This window comes from Frondihabitans sucicola (assembly GCF_030296615.1).
Lineage (GTDB): Bacteria > Actinomycetota > Actinomycetes > Actinomycetales > Microbacteriaceae > Frondihabitans > Frondihabitans sucicola.
On sequence record NZ_AP027732.1, the window covers coordinates 2384508 to 2397063 of the forward strand.

Genomic DNA, 12556 nt, shown 5'->3' on the forward strand with positions numbered 1-12556 from the left:
GGCGGCCGGGCACGACCAGCGACGCGCGCGCTCGGTGAACTCCGAGCAGGATCAGCGCGCGCGACGGTGCATCGCGAGCAGCTCGCCGGTGCGCTGGGCGAGGACTGTCTGGCCGCGACGGGCCGAGAGGCTGAGGCGGGTGAGCGGGATCCTGCCCCCGAGCGCGAGGGCCTCGTCGCGCGGGAACGGGACGACGGAGCCCTGGCCGAACCGGTCGCGGAGCTCGGCGACGCCGCGCGTGGGACCGCGGGTGGCTCCGACCGGGCCGAGGGAGCCATTGGCGACGACGAGGAGGCGGGAGGTTCCGGCGGTGCCGAAGCGCGCGGCGGCGGTGCCGAGGAGACTGGCCGCCGAGGCGAGACCGGCGGGCGTGGACGAGGTCACGGCGATGACCAGGTCGTGGGGCGCCTCGAGGAGTCGACTCCGCCGGTGAAGGCGTGCGGCCCCAGGTCGTGAAGCGCCAAGGAGTCGTCGAGATCGGCGACGTCGTCTCCGTTGGTGAGTCGCACGCCGAGGTCTCCTCCGCTGTGGTCGTACAGGACGGGCGCGCCCTCCAGCGCGTGGCGCAGCGACTCGAACACCAGCGCGGCAATGGTGGTCGTTCCGGTGCCACCCGCCGTGCCCGCCAGGACGATCCGGACACCGCGGATCTCGCGGCGCGTGGGGAAATCGGTCACGACAAGCCCTCCGTCGGCGAATCCGGCGAACCGGTGTTGCCCGATGAACCGGCTGGGCCCGCAACGCCCGCAGCCTCGACGCCCGCAGCCGCGGCACCCGTCGGCTGGCCCGGCGACACGCGCACCGGCGCGGCGAAGTGCGCCACCTGGGCGACGAAGGCCCGCTCGCCGCGGCGCACGAACCGCCCTCGCCCGGGCACCATCGGCTCGGCATAGAGCTGCGGCAGGATCTGCCCCTCGCTGCGTTCGCCCGACATCAGGAACGTGCTGCCGCCCGTGTCGCGCAGCGCCTGGAGCGCGGGGTCGTAGAGCGCGCGCTGCAGCCCCGCCACCGGCCGCGCCAGGACGACGTGCAGCCGGAGGTCGCGGGCGGATGGCAGATAGGGCATCAGAGGACGAAGCGGCTCTGTGCCGCCGGAGGCCAGGATGTCGAGGTCGTCGGCGACGACGACGATCCGTGGGCCGCTCGAGCGGTCGGCGGAGCCTTGGCGCTTGGCCAGCTCTTCGGCGATCGCGGTCGACAGCTGTCGCGCTTCGATGGCGGACGACGCGTAGCCGCCGAGGTAGTCGTCGGGGCAGACGTCGCGGAGTGTGCCCCGGGCGTCCATCACCGCGATCACGAGCTCTTCGGGCGAATAGCGGTCGACGAGGCCCTCGGCGAGACCGCGGAGCAGCGTCGTCTTGCCCGAGCCGCCGTCACCGAAGACGGACAGGTGCTGGTCGGTGTGGGCCAGATCGACCAGCGCCGGCTGCATGGTGTCTTGCCGAAGGCCGATGGGCACGCGGTCGGGCTCCTCGAACGGGTCGGGCAGCTCGTCGGGTGCGTAGTCGGCGGGCAGCAGCCGGATCGGCGCGGCGCCGGGGCCGTTCCAGCTCTCGGACGCCCGCTCGGCCAACTGCGTGAGGGCGGCTGCGACCCCGTCGTCGTCGACGTCGTCCATGATCGGGAGCGCGATCTGGGCGAACAGTCGATCTTCGGTGACGACGCGACCCTTCTGCTCCGCCCGGATGGTCTGCGCGAGCTTGCGGTCGATCACCGAGTCGCTGGGGTCGTTCAACCTCAACTCGAGGCGTGTGCCGATGAGGGGCTGGAGGTTCATGCGGACCTCGTTCCAGCGGGTCAGCGACAGGATCACGTGGATGCCGAACGAGGAGCCGCGCGCCAAGAGCTCCGACAGGGCGGCGTCGAAGCGCTCGAACTCGTCGCGCACGGCGCCGTAGCCGTCGACGAGCAGGATCACGTCGGCGGACGGCAGCGAGGGCAGGTCACCGGCGGCGTGACGGGCTCGGAGCATGGCCAGCGAGTCGATGCCGTTGTCTCGGAATGCTCGTTCGCGCGACGCGAGCATGAGCTGCAGCTCTTCGAGCAGACGCTGGATGCGTGCGGGATCGGCGCGGGTGGCGACCCCGCCGACGTGGGGGAACGCTTCGATCCGGCTGAGCCCCCGCCCGACAGGTCGAGGCCGTACACCGACACCTGCCGCGGGGTCGTCGTGAGTGCGGTGGCCGCCGCCAGGGTGCGGAGAAACGTGGATCTGCCTGACTGCGGTGCGCCGATGATCGCCGCGTGGCCACCGCTCCGCGTGAGGTCGAGGTGCCACGGGCCCTGCCCCTGCTGGGAGGGGTCGTCGACGAGCCCGAGCGGCACGCGCAGCGCGTCGTCGAGCTCGCGCCGGTCGGAGACGACGCGCGAGAGCGCCAGCCGAGGAGGCAGCGGCGGCAGCCAGACCGGGCTCACCGTCCGCTGCGCCGAGCGGAGTCGGTCGACCGCTTCGTCGACGAGAGCCCGACCGACGGCGGGCCGCTCGAGCTCTTCTTCGGCAGAACCTTCGGCAGCGTCGCGCGAGGCGAGGGTGTTGAACACGGGCAGGATCAGTGGTTCGGGGCGTTCCCCGGGATCCTGCGCCGTGTTCGTGACCTGGTCGATGGGTGCCGACACGTATCCCGCACGGAAACGCTTGTAGATCGACGTGTCGACCTTGAGGTAGCCGTAACCGGGAATGGCCGGAAGATGGAAGGCGTCGGGCCGGTCGAGGATGGTGGACGACTCGGCCTCGGAGAAGGTGCGGAGCCCGATGCGATACGACAGGTAGGTGTCGAGCCCGCGGAGCTTGCCGGCCTCGATGCGCTGGCTCGAGAGCAGCAGGTGCACCCCGATGGAACGGCCGATGCGCCCGATGGTCATCAGGAGGTCGATGAACTCGGGCTCGGCCGTGAGGAGCTCGCCGAACTCGTCGATGACCAGCAGCAGGTGGGGGAGCGGAGGCAGGTCCGGTCGGGTCTGACGGAGTTCGCGGTAGTGGGTGATGGACGGTGAGCTGTCGGCGTCTCGGAGCACCCTCTGCCGGCGCACCACCTCGCCCGCGATCGAGGCGCGCGCCCGCTCGGTGAGGCCGGCGTCGTCTTGCAGGTTGTCGATGATGCCCGCGACGTGCGGCAACCCCGAGAAGGCGGCGAAGGCCGCACCGCCCTTGTAGTCGACGAGCACCATGCTGAGGTCTTCCGGCGAGTGAGACAGCCCGAGGCCGAGCACGAGGGTTCGCAGCATCTCGCTCTTGCCGGAGCCGGTCGCTCCGATGCAGATGCCGTGCGGGCCCATTCCGAGCTGAGCCGATTCTTTGAGGTCGAGCAGGATCGGCGCACCGAAGTCGTCGAGGCCGATCGGCACGCGCAGGAAGTCGCGTGGGGATCGCGGGGCCCACGCCGTCTCGGGCGAGACCGCCGTGACATCGTCGATGCCGAGCAGGTCGGTGACGCTGATGCCCTCGACCGACTCCGCCTCGTCCTGCGCCGTGAGGCTGAGCCGCAGGGGAGCGAGCGAGCGCGCGAGCGTCTCGAACAGCGACGTCGGAACCCTGTCGAGCCGGAGAGCCTCTTCGACGACCTCGCCGTTCTTCTCGACGCGGGCGTCGGTCACCGTGGCTGTTCCGCCGCTGGCCGTGACGCGGACGGTGACGTTCGACGGCTCGTGAAGGCGGTCGCTGAGAAGGTGCACGGCCGTGACCCGCAGGTCGGTGAGCTCGAGGTCGGCATCGGGGACCGGGAGACCGCTGGCCACGTGCCCGTAGTCGTCGATGAACACGATCAGTCGAGACTGCTCGGCCTGGTCGCTGGACCCGGCGCTCCGTTTGGCCGTCGCAGCGAACTGGGCTCGATCCGCGAGCTCCCCTCCGATCACCCGGAGCAGCGCTGTCGTGTCGGCGGCGATTCGTCGAGCGGGGATCGGGCCGTCGAGGAGATCGTCGTCGACGACGTGCGGCAGCAGGTCGAAGCCCTGCCACGCGGCAGCCGACTCTTCGGGGAAGGACGCCGCGAGGTGGACGTCGTCCGGCGAATGGAGCGCGGCGAGCTGCATCACGAGTGCGCGAGCGGCCGTCAGGACGTCGTCGCGATCCCCGATGATCGCGACGTGGCCGGCTCGGTCGAGGTCGACGGTGACGGGCATGCCCGCCACGGTGGAGTAGTGATCGACGACGGTCTGCGCTTCGCCCTGCATGATCGGGTCGAACGGCTGCACGGGATTCTCGTCGCGAGGAAGCGCGAGATCGAACCAGCGGACGTCACCGAGCCCCAGCCGGACGGCGAGGAAGTCGTCGTCGCCGCGTCGGCGTTCCCAGAGGCGAGCAGGATCACGGACCAGCTCGGGCAGCGCACCGGGCTCGGGGTTGAGCGTGGCACCCTTCGCGCGCACCTCGCGCGCGCGCTGCCGCATCCGGCCCCGCGTCTTCTCGAGGAAGTCGAGGTAGCGCTCGCGCTGGGTACGCCTGGTCCGCGCCGCATTGCCGCGCTGCGACAGGGTCATGCCGAGACCGCCGACCAGTGCGACGACCAGGACGAGGGCGCCGACGACCATGAACACGGGGTTCGCGTTGCGCAGCACCACGATCATGACGATCGACGAGAGCGACCCGACCACCGGCAGCAGGGTCTGGATCGGGATGCCTCCGACGGGGCCGTCCGTGAGCGCCGGCGGCGGAGCGAGCTGTTCCTCTTCTTCGGCTCGGAGCGGTCGACTGACGCGCGTCGGCCGGTGGACGAGTCGGCGGGTCATCCGGAGACCCCCTCGAAGAGACTGGTCGGGGCGACCCCCGCCGTGGGCCGCAGGGGCGGCATGAGTTCGGCAGCCAACCGCGTGTGAGCCATCCTCGAGCGCGTCGAGAGGCGTCCGCTGGCCACGGGGGCGGCTTCGGAGCGCCCAGGATCGAAGGGGACCCGGACGATCACGCAGCTGTCGTTCCAGCGCACCGCCTCGAGGGCGCGCCCCGCCGTGTGACCGAGATCGACTGCCGCCACGACCACGTGGGGGCGATTCTCGAGGTCGCGGAGAGCGGCGGTGACGGCGACGGCCTCTTCGAGGGACGAACGATCGGCGCGCGCGACGAGGCAGACCGTGTGGCTGCCCGCCGCGACGCCGCCGAGGTCGAGCTCGGGACGGCGGACGCCCCAGTCGGTGCAGACCACGTCGTAGAAGCGAGTGATCGGCGCAACCGGCGTGGCCCAGTCGGCTTCGGTCGCGGCGATGCCGGTCGGATCGGCGCGGACGTCGAGCGTGTAGAGGCCGCCCGCCGTCCGTTCGAGCGACGCCGACGCATCGGCGAAACTCGTCGGTCGCAGGCGGCGGGGGTCGATGTCTCGGCCGACCTCGGAGGCACGCCGACCGGGCAGACCGGACGATCGCGTGCCGCCGATCGCGTCGCGCGAGGCGTGTTCACGCGGGTCGGAGCCGGGGTCTCCAGCGGGTGCCGGGTCGTCGGAACCGGTCAGGCCCGCGTGCCAGAGCAGCGTGCGCCGACCGCCCGAGGCATTGACGCCGAGAACCGGGCCCTGACGCCGGTGAGCCAGAAGGCCGGCGACGTACGCGGCTACCGCGGACGCACCGGCTCCACCGGACAGTTGTGTGAAGGCGATGCGGTGGCTGAGAGCCAACGGGGCTCGGATGACACGGTCGGCGCGCTCGAATTCTCGGGCCCGGGCGGCGGTCGACGAGAAAACGGCCGTCGGGGCGGCGGCCACAGCGCTTCGGAACCTGCTCATCAGCTGAATGACCCGAGGAGCTCGCCGTAGACCCCGAAACTGCCCATCAGCAGCGGGATGAGGGCGATGACGGACACGGTCTCGAGCACGTTCCCGAAACGCCGGAAGGACGCCCTCTGGTGGCTTGCCGGCTGCGCCGTGACGAGGACGGCGACGACGACGGCGATGGCGGCGAGGCAGGCGGCGGCGAGGCCGGGCTCGCGGCCGAAACTCGTCACGCTCCCGTACAGCAGGGGTAGCAGGACGGCGAGCCAGAGGGGCCACGCTTGTGCTGCCAGGGGAAAGCGCGGGTGCGGAGCGTCGTGATGAGGGCGACGACGGCACCCAGCCCGAGGATCCACGGATCGGTGGTCAGCGTCGTGCCGAACAAAGCGGCACAGAGGGTGACTGCCACGGCGAACGTGGTCCAGGTCAGGGTGCGGTAGGCGTCGGCCACCGTCGACAGCACTCCGTCGCGGTCGGCCAGTCGGCCCGTCATCACCTGGTCGTCGAGACCCGTGAGCCCGGACGCGCTCATGGCGTACCAGGGAACGAGCCCGACGCCGATGACGGCGACGACCGAGACGATGGCAGCCGCTTCGGCGATCGCCAGGTGGCCCGCGATGAAGCCGAGGCCCAGCGCGAGGGCCAGCACGGAGCCGATGACTCCGACGCCGCTGCCCAGCGCGGCCGGACGGGAGCGTCGCCCGAGACCGAGGACGAGGAACAGGGAGAGCCAGGCGACGAGGAGCGCGGAGATGACGACCACCGACCACGTCGAGATGTCGTACTCGAGCCGGGAGGCGACGAACTGCTCTTTCGTCGCGACGATGCTTCCTCGGTCGCTCAGGACGAGAGAGAACAAGGGTTGCTGCAGCCACACGCCGACGGGCAGAGCGCACCCCAGCCCGACTCCGAGGAGCACGCGAGCCACGGCCCGCCGCCCGGCGAGGGCGAACCCGAGCCCAGCGAGCGAGGCGACGGCCCACACGACGATCGGGAGCGCGCCCAGCGACGGCGCCCGAAGCACCTGAAAGGAGGCGACCAGCAGCAGTGCGCCGATGGCGCCTGCGCCGAGTACCTGCCGGTGCTCAGCCGACCAGAGCCCCGCTCGCGACGACAGGGACTCGCTGACGGCGTCGGTCACGTCGCTCACCTCGGGAGGGGGCGGCGCCTCATCGAGGCGGAGGAGGCGCAGGATCTCGCCGTCGGAGACCGTCTGCTCTGCGGCCGACAGCGTCGCGTCGAGTTGCTCGCCCGTGAGACGGACCAGCGTAAGCGGGCGTGCGACCGAGGCCACCTGTTCGTCGAGGAGTTCCATCAGCCGGGGGATCAGAGCGCCGACGGACTCGTCGCTCGGAACGACGATCGTCGCGCGTTTGAGCGAGCCGACGATCGTCAGGCGCGTGAAATCGGTCATTTGGCGGTGGCTCCGGTCGATTCGGAGGTGGAGCCGCTCGTCGTGCTGGTGCTGCTTTGAGTGGCCTGAGCGTTGATGGCGTTGAGGACGAACGACGTGCCGACGCATCCCGCACAGATGACGGCGGCGAGGACCATGCTGCCGATCAGTCGGCGCACGTTGTCGTTGACGTCACGTCGCTCGGCGAGCTCACCGATCAGGAACGCGCCGCGGAGTCGAGCTCGGTGCGTCTTGACCGATTCGAGCAGGATCGCGTCGTTGTTCATGCCGCCCTTCTGTTCGTGCGGCATGCCGTCATGCCGGGCTCGGTAGTGTGCGGACGGAACGTGTCGCGCCCGCTCATGCCTGCTCTCCCGGGTGGATCTCGAGGGATCGTTCGCCCAGCTCCACGCGCCAGCCGACGGACGCGGCCGTGCGCAGCCCGGGGACCAGGGGGCGAACACCCCCGTCGGCGTCGACGATGGCGCTGCCGTTGGTCGTGTTGAGATCGGTGACCCAGAGGAGGCCGTCGCGCCAATCGAGCAGGGCGTGCGTGCGGGACAGGCTGCGTGAGAGATCAGGAAGGGCATGGACGGCCGTGCCACGCGCGTCGGTCTCTGGATTTCGTCCCACGAGGAGAGGGTGCCGGATGACCACCTCGTCGCCGGAGTCGAACACCAGGCGGGCGGAGACGTACGTCGGCCCCGAGACCTCGGCTGCGCTCGCCGCTCGAGCGCCATGTCGCCGGCGTCGAGGACCGACTCCCGATTGACCGGGCGAGCTTTCGACTTCGTTCCCGGTCGTCGGAGACGCAGGGCGTTCAGCGACGCTCGGGTTGACGCCCGTGGCCAAGCGCTGTTCGGCAAGGGCGACGGGGGCGTGGGCAGGAGTGAGGGGGTCGCGACCCCTGCGGAGGTCGGCGGTCAGAGAGGACCGTGGTCGCCAGCGGGCGATGCTGCTTGTGACAGTGGCGACCATGCCCGGTGGGAGGGCCGTGAGGTTGTCGACGTGACGCAGGTCGAGAAGGCGTAGCCCCAGGGTTCGCCCCGAGCGTCTAAGGGCGACGAGCTGGACGACGGCGACGGCTGCGGCCCCGACGACGGCGAGCAGGATCAGCGTGCCCAGAGAATCGACCTCGATCACCGAAGCTGCAAGGAGGGCGGCGCCGACGAGCAGAGCGGCCGTGTCGATCACCACGGCGAAGCGGCGCCGCGGAGCGGCTGCCTGAACGACGCCCGCGAGGAGGCCACCGGTCTGCGACAGAGCACCACCGCTCGCGGAGGGCAGCTGACGCGCGCCGCACGTGGTGCAGAACAGCTCGTCGGCGGGCAGGATCTGGGCGCACCGCGCGCAGCTGAGTGACCCCAGCAGTGCACCGCTCATGAACCCTCCCCGAACGTGTCGTCCCTGAGCCACCGATGTTAGTCGGCTCGACGGGCTCCTTTTCGTTGTCCACAGGTCGGGGACACGATGCTGACGGCAACCCGGGGGACAAAGTCCAGAGCGAGTTGCGATAGCTATAACGATCGCGCAGGATGGCAGGTGACCCCCGTTCCGGGGACACTCCAATGTCCTCGGTCCGGAGTAGAACAGGGGTCACACGACGAAGGGGAGATGCACCGTGAAGTTCGCGATGGGGGCCGACACGCTGGGCGTGCTGAGCAAGAAGACCGGAAGTGCCAACCAAGATCTCGGAGCGCAGGTGAAGTCGCTGCTCGCGGCTGCCGAACCGCTTCAGGGCAAGTTCAACGGTCAGGGCCGCGCAGCCTTCGACCGCTTCAAGTCGCAGTCCGACCAGGTGGCGAACGAGCTCAACGCATCGCTCGCCGCTGTCCTGCAGGGCATCGGGGGCATGAATACGTCGTTCGGGCAGGGCGACCAGCAGATGGCCGACGAGCAGTCCCAGGCGGCTGGGTCGGTCAACTTCGATGCGGCTCGCTTCGGCGGGGCCAAGTAAAGGGGAGACAGAATGTCCGGTAACCAGGCTGATCGCCGCGACTACGACGTCGCCGCTTCGCAAACGTCGCAAGACAATTTCAATCGCGTCGCGTCCCAACTCGAGGCGCTGATCGACCAGCGCGATGCCGACGTTCGCGCCGCCATGAGCGACTACCAGGCCGATGGCGTGTCCGACGAGTACCAGTCGAAAGAGCTGCGCTGGAAGAACGCCGCCGCCGAGGTCAAGCAGATCATCCAGACCCTGCGCACCTCGCTCGCCAGCAACGACGACACGGCCCAGGCGACGCTTCAGAAGGCGAAGTCGGCCGTCGACAACATCGGCTGACCCGTCCGGGTTGCGATCCGTTCCGTGGGGGTGAACTCATGACCTGGAAAGTCGATCCGAACGGTGTCAAAACCGTCCTCGGCAATGTGGAGTCCGCGAGCCAGCCAATCTTCGATTCGCTGGGCAAAATTGACGCCGAGGTGACCGGCGCTGCAAAGGGCGCCCAGTCGCAGATGATTCTGTCCGCACTGGGCGAGTTCTTCACGTCGATCGAGAAGTCCGTCACGACGATCGGCAATCGCGTGCCGGCCGCTTGCGACGGAGCGGCCGCCGCCACCATGGCCATCGTTCGCGGCGACGAGGAGATGGCTGCGACCGCCGAGCGCAACGCGCAGGCGTCCGCCCTCTCGGGGACCTTCACGGCGTTCGGTGGCGAGCGTTGAGCCTCATCGATCCATCGAAGCTTCCTGGCAAGGGTCTCGACGCGGAGGCAGTCGCGACGCACGCCGCGACGATCTCGACTCTGGCCACGAGCATCAGTGACGGCGGGGCGGCCACCCTGCGGGCGTGGCAGGCATTGCCGGCCTCGTACGAGTCAGACGGTGCCGATCACCTCTACGACGTCATGACTCCGGTCGGCACCGCCTCGACGACGGTCGGTGACGGCCTCACCTCGGTCTCGAACGCTTTGAAGGCCTATGCCGACACAGTCCGTCCGATCGAAGCCGACCTGAAGGCGCTCACCACAGAGGCGACCGCGTTCGTCGCGAAAGTCAAGAACTTCACTCCGCACGACGTCACGACGACCGACTTCTGGGTCAAGGCGAGCGGTGGCGTGATGGGCTTCATCGACCCGCCCAAGACCCACATCGACTCGTGGGACCAAGATCAGGGTCTCGTCGACAAGAACAACGCCCTGATCCGTCGAGGCGCCGAACTCACGGAACGCTGGCTCGAAGCCCAGCGCACGTGCGCGAACGCCATTCTGGCTGCGTCCGGCCAAGGCGTGTGCGCGGCCCCGGGTCAGGCCTCACCGGACCAGATCATGGCTCAGGCCGAGGCGATGCTCCCGTGGTCGGGCGACAAAGACATCCAGACACCGTGGGGATCGACGTCGAGCCGCAAAGAGTCCTGCGGTGAGAAGACGATGGGCTTTCCGGCGCACTTCGTCGGCGGCGTGTTCACGGGCGCGCTCGGGATGGTCAAGGGAGTCAGCTCCCTCGTGACCGGCTGGGACGGCAACGGCATTCCGTGGGAGGCCGAGCTGGCGGCCGGCTGGATCACGGGTCGCGGCGACCTCGCATCCGACGCCTGGAGTCGAGCTGGCAAGGGGTACGCGGGTGCGTGGCTGGGCATGGCGCACCTGGGGGTGTCGCTGGTGCCCGGCGCCGACTCCACTCTTCTCGCCCTCGGTCAGAGCCCCTGGGCGACTTCCTCGGGAAGGACACCCAGAAGAACCTCACCGACTGGGCGCACGACGACCAGACGGCACTTCTCGACACGGTCGGCGGCCTCGTCGGCCTGAAGCTCCCCGATCAGTGGTGGGACGCCAAGTCCTGGGACGGCTTCAACATCGCCCAGGCCTGGGTCGACGATCCCGGTGGGGCCGCGGGCTCGAGCGCCTTCAACATCGCGTCCTTCTTCGTGCCGGGTGCCGGCGAAGCCGGAGCCGGGGCACACGCGGCCGAGGCCGCGGGGAGCGTCGCCAAGGTCGGAGACCTCCTCGATGCCGCCGGCCACGTCAGCGGGTTCAGCAGCGACCTCGCTCACGGTTTCAGCGCGGCCGACCTCGCCAAGGTCGCCGACAAGGTCACCCTCACGGACGCCTCGCACGGTCTGGGCGACTTCCACGTCTCGCCGCTCGACTCGTCCGTGGGCAAACTCGACGCTTCGCTCGGCAAGACGATCGACGCCGCGGAGGCCCGGCTGGCCGACGTTCCCGCGCACCCGGCGCCCCTCACGCTCGAACGGATCCAGAGCGAGAGCTGGTCAGGCCACGACGCCCCCGCAGACATCGTTCCGCAGGGCGCGCACGCCGATGCACCTGCGGCCAGTGCGGCAGAGCACGCCACGGTACCCGAGCGAGAACTCGTCTCGGTCGGTTCCCCGTCGGAGCACGCGGTCGCCGGTGAGCACGGGGTGCCCGGCGAGCACGCGGCGCCCGGCGAGCACGGCACGACTCCGGGCGACGTCACGCGCGGCCCCTCGTCCGAGTACGGGAGCCCGAAGGACACCGGCGCGCTCGACACCGGCTCGACGAAGGCCGACCTCGGCCCGGGTGGTGGCGGTGAGAGCCACGTCCCGTCGGGCACGGACGGCGCCGGATCCGGCGCGCACGGCAGCTCCGGCACCGGGCACGGCAGCGGCGAGGGTTCCCCGCCGGCGAAGCCGGTCGTCCCGTCGAGAAGCCCGGTGACGACGGCAGCTCGATGCGCGATCCCGACCCCGCAGGCGGTACCGGCGACCACGCCCCCACGGACCCGGGCAACCCCGACCACGGCGGGCCAGACCAGAGCGGGCCAGACCAGAGCGGGCCAGACCAGAGCACGCCAGACCACGGCAACCCCGACCACAGCACGCCAGACCACGACACCACGGCCCCCGCTCACGATCCCGCTTACGTCCAAGCCGGCCACGACCTGGCGGAGCGGACCCACACCCACCTCGTCGAACTCGACTCGGGCACGAAGGGCAACTGGACCCACGAGCTCTATCACAAGAACGTCGAGGCCAACACGACCTACAGCATCGACGGCGGAAAGTACCTCTTCCAGACCGACGAGCACGCTCGGGTGGTCCACGCGGAAGGGCATCTGCACACCGTCGTCGACGCGGCGGACCGGGCGCGCCACAACGGCCAGCAGGTCAAGGCCGGCGGCGTCGACCGGCAGTGGTTCGACGACGGCGGGCACTTCTTCGGTACGGTGTTCGGTGGCCCGGGTGAAGGGGTCAACATCACAGCCCAGTGGAGCCACCTGAACCGCGGTTCGTTCCGCGATCTGGAAAGCTCGTGGGCCGACACGATCGATGAGGGTGGTGCCGTCCACGTCGAGATCGATGTGAAGTATCCGGGCGAGTCCCTGAGGCCGGAGGCCTACACGGTGTATCACCAGGTCGACGGCACTCCCGAATGGATCCGCACGCCGTTCGACAACGGCCCACCCGCCAAGTGAACCCCACTCGCGACGTGAACCCCACCCGCCGAGTGAGCCCCCACCGCCCGACTGAACCACACCGCCACGT

Annotated in this window: 14 protein-coding genes and 1 pseudogene; 5 read left to right on the top strand and 10 right to left on the bottom strand. The window is 70.0% G+C overall.

Features of this window, described 5'->3' with window-relative positions; all coding sequences use genetic code 11:
- Nucleotides 1–51 precede the first annotated feature (51 nt).
- From QUE79_RS12265 to QUE79_RS12305, 9 genes and pseudogenes are all read right to left on the bottom strand, one after another.
- The gene (locus QUE79_RS12265; protein ID WP_286343363.1) at nucleotides 52–384 is read right to left on the bottom strand and encodes a hypothetical protein; all 333 of its coding nucleotides are present in this window, start codon (nucleotides 382–384) and stop codon (nucleotides 52–54) included.
- Entirely contained in the window at nucleotides 381–677 is a 297-nt protein-coding gene (locus tag QUE79_RS12270; RefSeq protein ID WP_286343364.1) for a hypothetical protein, read from the bottom strand. Before QUE79_RS12270 ends, QUE79_RS12265 begins: the two co-directional genes overlap by 4 nt.
- Nucleotides 674–2278 (bottom strand): type VII secretion protein EccCb, encoded by a 1605-nt coding sequence (gene eccCb / locus QUE79_RS12275; RefSeq protein ID WP_286343365.1) that lies wholly within the window; start codon nucleotides 2276–2278, stop codon nucleotides 674–676. The genes QUE79_RS12270 and eccCb overlap by 4 nt, the downstream gene beginning before the upstream one ends.
- A pseudogene (gene eccCa / locus QUE79_RS12280) lies at nucleotides 2182–4728 on the bottom strand (type VII secretion protein EccCa); the annotation flags it as partial. The pseudogene eccCa and the gene eccCb, both read right to left, overlap by 97 nt.
- The gene (locus tag QUE79_RS12285; protein WP_286343366.1) at nucleotides 4725–5711 is read right to left on the bottom strand and encodes a P-loop NTPase family protein; all 987 of its coding nucleotides are present in this window, start codon (nucleotides 5709–5711) and stop codon (nucleotides 4725–4727) included. The pseudogene eccCa and the gene QUE79_RS12285, both read right to left, overlap by 4 nt.
- The gene (locus QUE79_RS12290) at nucleotides 5711–5989 is read right to left on the bottom strand and encodes a hypothetical protein (protein WP_491018490.1); all 279 of its coding nucleotides are present in this window, start codon (nucleotides 5987–5989) and stop codon (nucleotides 5711–5713) included. The genes QUE79_RS12285 and QUE79_RS12290 overlap by 1 nt, the downstream gene beginning before the upstream one ends.
- A complete protein-coding gene (locus QUE79_RS12295; RefSeq protein ID WP_286343368.1) occupies nucleotides 5926–7110 on the bottom strand; it encodes an EsaB/YukD family protein in 1185 nt (394 codons plus the stop codon). Before QUE79_RS12295 ends, QUE79_RS12290 begins: the two co-directional genes overlap by 64 nt.
- A complete protein-coding gene (locus QUE79_RS12300) occupies nucleotides 7107–7400 on the bottom strand; it encodes a hypothetical protein (protein ID WP_286343369.1) in 294 nt (97 codons plus the stop codon). Before QUE79_RS12300 ends, QUE79_RS12295 begins: the two co-directional genes overlap by 4 nt.
- Nucleotides 7401–7449: 49 nt before the next feature.
- Nucleotides 7450–8472 (bottom strand): FHA domain-containing protein, encoded by a 1023-nt coding sequence (locus QUE79_RS12305; protein ID WP_286343370.1) that lies wholly within the window; start codon nucleotides 8470–8472, stop codon nucleotides 7450–7452.
- Between the two features lie 238 nt (nucleotides 8473–8710).
- Between QUE79_RS12305 and QUE79_RS12310 the strand changes: the two genes are divergently transcribed.
- Genes QUE79_RS12310 through QUE79_RS12325 form a run of 4 tightly spaced genes read left to right on the top strand, consistent with a single transcriptional unit; the run spans nucleotide 8711 to nucleotide 10838 of the window.
- The gene (locus QUE79_RS12310; RefSeq protein WP_286343371.1) at nucleotides 8711–9046 is read left to right on the top strand and encodes a WXG100 family type VII secretion target; all 336 of its coding nucleotides are present in this window, start codon (nucleotides 8711–8713) and stop codon (nucleotides 9044–9046) included.
- A gap of 12 nt (nucleotides 9047–9058) precedes the next feature.
- The gene (locus QUE79_RS12315) at nucleotides 9059–9373 is read left to right on the top strand and encodes a pore-forming ESAT-6 family protein (RefSeq protein ID WP_286343372.1); all 315 of its coding nucleotides are present in this window, start codon (nucleotides 9059–9061) and stop codon (nucleotides 9371–9373) included.
- A 38-nt stretch (nucleotides 9374–9411) separates the two neighbouring features.
- Nucleotides 9412–9756, top strand: a complete 345-nt coding sequence (locus QUE79_RS12320) for a DUF6507 family protein (RefSeq protein WP_286343373.1) — start codon at nucleotides 9412–9414, stop codon at nucleotides 9754–9756.
- Nucleotides 9753–10838 carry a hypothetical protein gene (locus QUE79_RS12325; protein WP_286343374.1) on the top strand — a complete coding sequence of 362 codons (1086 nt, stop codon included), beginning with the start codon at nucleotides 9753–9755 and terminating at the stop codon, nucleotides 10836–10838. Before QUE79_RS12320 ends, QUE79_RS12325 begins: the two co-directional genes overlap by 4 nt.
- 464 nt (nucleotides 10839–11302) lie before the next feature.
- Here the strand turns inward: QUE79_RS12325 and QUE79_RS12330 are convergent, their stop codons facing one another.
- Nucleotides 11303–11671: a hypothetical protein gene (locus QUE79_RS12330; RefSeq protein ID WP_286343375.1), complete on the bottom strand. Its 369-nt coding sequence runs from the start codon at nucleotides 11669–11671 to the stop codon at nucleotides 11303–11305.
- A gap of 71 nt (nucleotides 11672–11742) precedes the next feature.
- Here QUE79_RS12330 and QUE79_RS12335 point away from each other — a divergent pair, with 71 nt between their 5' ends.
- Entirely contained in the window at nucleotides 11743–12486 is a 744-nt protein-coding gene (locus tag QUE79_RS12335; RefSeq protein ID WP_286343376.1) for a DNA/RNA non-specific endonuclease, read from the top strand.
- Nucleotides 12487–12556: the final 70 nt, after the last annotated feature.

Coding starts and splice junctions, on each gene's coding strand:
- QUE79_RS12285 (WP_286343366.1), bottom strand. CDS start 5,711: ATGAGCAGGTTCCGAAGCGCTGTGGCCGCCGCCCCGACGGCCGTTTTC.
- QUE79_RS12295 (WP_286343368.1), bottom strand. CDS start 7,110: ATGACCGATTTCACGCGCCTGACGATCGTCGGCTCGCTCAAACGCGCG.
- QUE79_RS12300 (WP_286343369.1), bottom strand. CDS start 7,400: ATGCCGCACGAACAGAAGGGCGGCATGAACAACGACGCGATCCTGCTC.
- QUE79_RS12305 (WP_286343370.1), bottom strand. CDS start 8,472: ATGAGCGGTGCACTGCTGGGGTCACTCAGCTGCGCGCGGTGCGCCCAG.
- QUE79_RS12315 (WP_286343372.1), top strand. CDS start 9,059: ATGTCCGGTAACCAGGCTGATCGCCGCGACTACGACGTCGCCGCTTCG.
- QUE79_RS12320 (WP_286343373.1), top strand. CDS start 9,412: ATGACCTGGAAAGTCGATCCGAACGGTGTCAAAACCGTCCTCGGCAAT.
- QUE79_RS12335 (WP_286343376.1), top strand. CDS start 11,743: ATGCGCGATCCCGACCCCGCAGGCGGTACCGGCGACCACGCCCCCACG.